Source organism: uncultured Methylobacterium sp., from assembly GCF_964244095.1.
Taxonomy (GTDB): Bacteria; Pseudomonadota; Alphaproteobacteria; order Rhizobiales; family Beijerinckiaceae; genus Methylobacterium.
On sequence record NZ_CAXTHR010000212.1, the window covers coordinates 1 to 4926 of the forward strand.

At 71.7% G+C, this 4926-nt stretch carries 4 protein-coding genes and 1 tRNA gene; 2 read left to right on the forward strand and 3 right to left on the reverse strand.

Translation table 11 applies throughout. The annotated features are described in order from the left end of the window. Together ACFE86_RS21110 and ACFE86_RS21115 are read right to left on the reverse strand one after the other, a co-directional pair. Nucleotides 1-353, reverse strand: a 353-nt coding sequence (locus ACFE86_RS21110) for a sigma-70 family RNA polymerase sigma factor (RefSeq protein ID WP_375457279.1), incomplete at its 3' end; no start/stop codon positions are given. A 255-nt stretch (nucleotides 354-608) separates the two neighbouring features. Next, nucleotides 609-1601 (reverse strand): RluA family pseudouridine synthase, encoded by a 993-nt coding sequence (locus ACFE86_RS21115; protein WP_375457280.1) that lies wholly within the window; start codon nucleotides 1599-1601, stop codon nucleotides 609-611. A 123-nt stretch (nucleotides 1602-1724) separates the two neighbouring features. On the opposite strand from ACFE86_RS21115, the gene ACFE86_RS21120 reads away from it, so the two are divergent. Next, nucleotides 1725-1799 (forward strand) — tRNA-Glu (locus tag ACFE86_RS21120). Between the two features lie 263 nt (nucleotides 1800-2062). Then, nucleotides 2063-3307: a DUF2325 domain-containing protein gene (locus ACFE86_RS21125; RefSeq protein WP_375457281.1), complete on the forward strand. Its 1245-nt coding sequence runs from the start codon at nucleotides 2063-2065 to the stop codon at nucleotides 3305-3307. A 78-nt stretch (nucleotides 3308-3385) separates the two neighbouring features. On the opposite strand, the gene ACFE86_RS21130 is transcribed toward ACFE86_RS21125, so the two are convergent. After that, on the reverse strand, nucleotides 3386-4843 hold the full coding sequence (locus ACFE86_RS21130) for a coniferyl aldehyde dehydrogenase (RefSeq protein WP_375457282.1): 1458 nt from the start codon (nucleotides 4841-4843) through the stop codon (nucleotides 3386-3388). Nucleotides 4844-4926 lie beyond the last annotated feature (83 nt).

Consider the following 4926-nt stretch of genomic DNA (forward strand, 5'->3'; position numbering starts at 1 on the left):
GAGCGCAGGATGTATTCCTGGATCGCCGCCTTGATCCACCACATCGCGTAGGTGGCCAAGCGAAAGCCCTTGTCCGGGTCGAACCGCTTGACCGCCTGCATCAGGCCGACATTGCCCTCGGACACCACCTCGCCGATCGGCAGGCCGTAGCCGCGGTAGCCCATCGCGATCTTGGCGACCAGGCGCAGGTGCGAGGTCACGAGCCGGTGCGCGGCCTCGCGGTCGCCGCCGTCGCGCCAGTTCTTGGCCAGCGTGAACTCCTCCGTCGGCTCCAGCATCGGGAACTTGCGGATCTCGTCGAGGTAGCGCGACAGGCCACCCTCGTTGGCGAGCACGGGCAATGCGCCGGCCATGGCAATCTCCCTGGATGGTCCGCCCGGATGAGCGGACGCTTGCGTCGCGGAGGCCGCTCCCGGAGCCGGCTCACCGAACCTCCACCGTACCGGGGAACGGTCCGGACCGGTAGCGGGTCCGCGACGCGAACACCGGCCTCAACGCGCGAGGGCTTCGGAAGGTCGACGCTGACACGAAAGGTCGCGGATCGCGGTGCGGTTGCGCACGCCGATCGCTGCGCCCCAGGGCCCGTTCCGCTCCCGCTCCCGCGACCGTCACGGGGCGGCGAGCGCCCGCACCAGGGCCGCCATCTCCGGCGGCAACGGGCTCTCGAAGCGGAGGGGCTCGCCCGTCCGCGGATGAGCAAAGCCCAGCAGCGCCGCGTGCAGGGCCTGCCGCCCGAGCGCCGCGAGCGCGGCCTGCGCGGGCCCGGACAGGCGCGCGGCCTTGGTGCGGAAGGCCCCGCCATAGACCCCGTCGCCGAGCAGCGGATGGCCGCGATGGGCGAGGTGCACGCGGATCTGGTGGGTGCGGCCGGTCTCCAGGCGGCAGCGGATCAGCGCGGCGTCCGGATAGGCCGCTTGAACCGCGTAATGCGTCACCGCGCGGCGGCCCTCGTCGGCGCGCACCACCGCGATCTTCTCGCGGTTGCGCCGGCTGCGGGCGAGGTTGGCGTCGATGGTGCCGACGCGCGGCTCGGGCACGCCCCAGCCGAGCGCGAGATAGGCCCGCTCCAAGGGGCCGCTGCGGCCGTGGTCGGCGAACTGCGCGGTGAGGCCCCGGTGGGCGGCGTCGTTCTTGGCGACGACGATCAGCCCGCTGGTGTCCTTGTCGAGGCGGTGGACGATGCCGGGCCGGCGCACGCCGCCGATCCCCGACAGGCTCGCCCCGCAATGGCCGATCAGCGCGTTGACCAGCGTCCCGGCCTCGTGGCCCGGCGCCGGGTGGACCACGAGGCCGGCCGGCTTGTCGATCACGACGAGGTCGTCGTCCTCGTAGGCGATCGCGAGGGCCAGCGTCTCGGGCCGGGGCTCGGGCGCCACCGCCTCGGGCAGGACGACCGCGAGCACCGCGCCGGGCCCGACCTTCACCGCCGCATCGAGCACCGTCACCCCGTCGCGGCGGACGTGGCCCGCCTTCACCAGATCCTGCAGCCGCGCGCGCGACACGTCCGGGAAGGCCGAGGCCAGCGCCCGGTCGAGGCGCGTGCGTTCCGCCTCCGGCCCGATCACCGCCCGCCGTTCGCCCGCGACACCCGCGTCCTGCAACACGCCACCCCCGCGACCGGGCGCCACCGCGCGAGAATGGCCCCGCGCGGGTCTTGCTCCGTCGTCGCACCGTCGCTATACGAACGCCTCGCCGCCGGATAGCTGCATCCGGCGCTGGCGACCGCGCCCATCGTCTAGCGGTTAGGACAGGTCCCTCTCACGGATCAGACCGGGGTTCGATTCCCCGTGGGCGCGCCACGTTCGTACGGAACTGCGAACACCGGGCACGGCTGATGGCCTGCAACAGCCCTCCCTAGCTTAGCCCGGACCATTTCGAGCGCGGTGGATGCTGGCCCGCATGAAGGCCATGCGGGCCCCTTCGTCGTTCGGGCTGCCCGTCGTCGGTGGCCTGTCTCTAGCTCCGCCGGTGCGGCCCGGAATTGCTCCCCCTTTACACGAGCGCCGGCCTTTGCGACAGATCGGCTATATCTGATTGGATATAGCGACTGCGGAGCTGCGCCGTGACCCACAGCCCTCACATCGGCGGACCGGCCCTGCGGGCGCTGGCAGCGGGCGCGGGCCGCCCGGCCTTCGTGCCGCCGGAGGCCGACGCGGCCGAGAAGCCGCGCGACCGGATCTGGGAGCTCGCCGACACCCTGCACTGCTCGATCGTCGGCACCTGCCTGACCAATGCCGAGGCGCGCGGCCTGCTGACCAAGCTCGGCCGTGTGGATGCGCGGACGATGACCGAGCACCGCCTGCACGGCGAGATCGTCCAGATGGCCGGGCGCCGGGACGGCGGGGGCAGGCTGCTTCAGAAGGCGCTCGACCGCCGCCACGAGCGTGAGATCCGGCGCTTCTCGGAGGCACGCACGGCCAGCGAGGTCCGTACCCTCTGGCGCGCATCGCTGGAACGCGGGGAGATCCCCGGTGCCTACTGGGCGGCGATCACCCATCCGGCCACCGACTGGGCGCTGGTGCAGGATGTCTTCGGCGAGGTGCACATGCTCTCGCACCTCGTCGGGCAGTCGAACCGGGCCGACATCCGCCGCCTGCGCCAGCTCGAGGCGGATCTGGCCGAGCGCGACGCCGAGGCCGCACGGCAGGAGCGGCGCATCCTCGAACTGATGGAGCAGCGCGACGCCCTAGGTGCGCGCAACCGGATGGCCGAGGCGGCCTGTGCCGTGCCGGCTTCCGCTCGGCACGGCACCGACCCCGTCACGCGACGGGATACCGTGAAAACCCTGGAAGGCCGCCTCGCCCGGGAACAGGCCCACGCGGAGGCCCTGGAGGAGAAGGTCGCGATCCTGATGCAGGCGTCGAGCCGCCTGAGCCGGGATCTCGATGCCGAGGTCGGACGGAGCCGGGCGCTGGAAGCCGAGGTCCTGGCTTTGGAATCCGCCTTGGACGCTCCCACGGTCGATGCCGGAATGCCCGCGGCCGACCCGGCCTGTCTGAAGGGAAAGACCTTCCTCTACGTCGGCGGCCGTCCGCGCCAGGTGGCCAACCTCCGGCGCTTCACGACCGCTCGGGGCGGCCGCCTGCTGAGCCACGACGGCGGCGTGGAGGAGAGCCTGAGCCTGCTCCCTGGGCTCGTCGGACAGAGCGATCTCGTCCTGTTTCCTGTCGCGTGCGTCAGCCACGAGGCGACCGCTTGGGTCAAGCGGAGCTGCGGCGATGGGGCCAAGCCGTTCCGTCTGCTGCGCAGCGCCAGCCTCGCGAGCTACGTCCATGCCGTGCTGCCCGGGTCGAGCCCGGCAGCGTGAGCCGTTCGGGCCTGCTCCCGGCCGGATCGAACCTGCGGCGCATGACGCGGGACATGCGCGGACAGTCCCTCCGAAAGGCTATCGGAGCAGGTAGGCTAGCACGCGCTCGAACAGGCGTCCGAACGGCGGCCGGATCACGTCCGCGGCGTTCAGGCGCGGCTGCGTGAAGATGCCCTTGGCATGGCTCATCGTCTTGAAGCCCTCGTGGCCGTGATAGGCGCCCATGCCGCTCGCGCCGACGCCGCCGAACGGCAGGTCGTCCTGCGCGTAGTGCAGGATCGTGTCGTTCACCGTCACGTTGCCCGAGGTGGTTTGAGCCAGAACCCGCTCCTGTGCCGGTCCGCTTCCGCCAAAGAAGTAGAGCGCCAGCGGCCGAGGCCGCGCGTTCACGAAGCCGATCGCCTCCTCCAGGCCGTCGTAGGCGACGACCGGCAGGATCGGCCCGAAGATCTCCTCCCGCATCAGCGCCATCGCGTCGGTGACGCCCGTGACGACGGCCGGAAGGAAGGTTCGCGGATGCAGCCGCCGCGCGTCGTCATCGATCGCGCTGATCTCTTGGACCGTCGCGCCCTTGGTCCGGGCGTCGTCGAGGAGCGCATGCAGGCGGGCGTGGTGGCGGTCGTCGATGATCGTCGCGTAGTCCGGGTTCGTGGCGATCCGCGGATAGTAGCGATCGACTTCGCGGGCGAAGGCCTCGACGAACGCCCCGACTTCGTCACGGGCGACGAGGGCGTAATCCGGCGCGATGCAGGTCTGCCCGGCATTGGTGAGCTTGCCGAAGGCGATGGCGTGCGCCGCCCGCCTCAGCGACGTTCCGCGCTCGACGATGGCCGGCGACTTGCCCCCGAGTTCGAGCGTCACGGGGACGAGGTTGGCGCTGGCCGCGCGCATCACGGCGCGGCCGACCGGCGTGCTGCCGGTGAACACGAGCCGGTCGAACGGCAGCGCGGCGAAGGCCGCCGCCACCGTCGCGTCGCCCAGCACGACGGTGACCTGCTCGGGCGGGAAGAGCTCCGCCAGCATCATGGCCAGAAGGGCTGACGTCCGCGGCGTGGATTCGGAGGGCTTGAGCATCACCCGGTTGCCGGCGGCGAGCGCCGTCGCGAGCGGGGTGAGCGCCAGGACCACGGGATAGTTCCACGGCGCGATGATCCCGACGACGCCGAGCGGCTGGTAGACGACCCGTGCGCGCCCGGGCCGGAAATGCAGCGCGACGCGCCGAGGCTCGGGGCGCATCCAGCGCGCGAGGTTGGCCCGCAGGTAGCCGATGGTGGTGACCACGGGGAGCAGGTCGAGGTAGCGCGTCTCCTGCCGGGAGCGGTGGCCGAAATCCGCCGAGACCGCCTCCACGAAGCGGTCCTGATAGGCCAGCACCGCGCGCTTCAGGGCTTCGAGGTCGCGCAGGCGCCGGTCGAGCGGCGGCGCGCCGTCGCGACGGTCCGCAATTCTCTGGGCGTCCAGCCATCGAGCAAGGTCCGAAGCGGACGGCGAGCGCGGCCCTGAAGAGATGGATTCTACGCCTCCGGCGCCGATCATCGTCATCCTCGACGTGTTGAGACGACTGCTGTCATCCCTCGTGCGTGAAATCGGTGCGCCGAACCCGGCAGGCGCTGATCCTC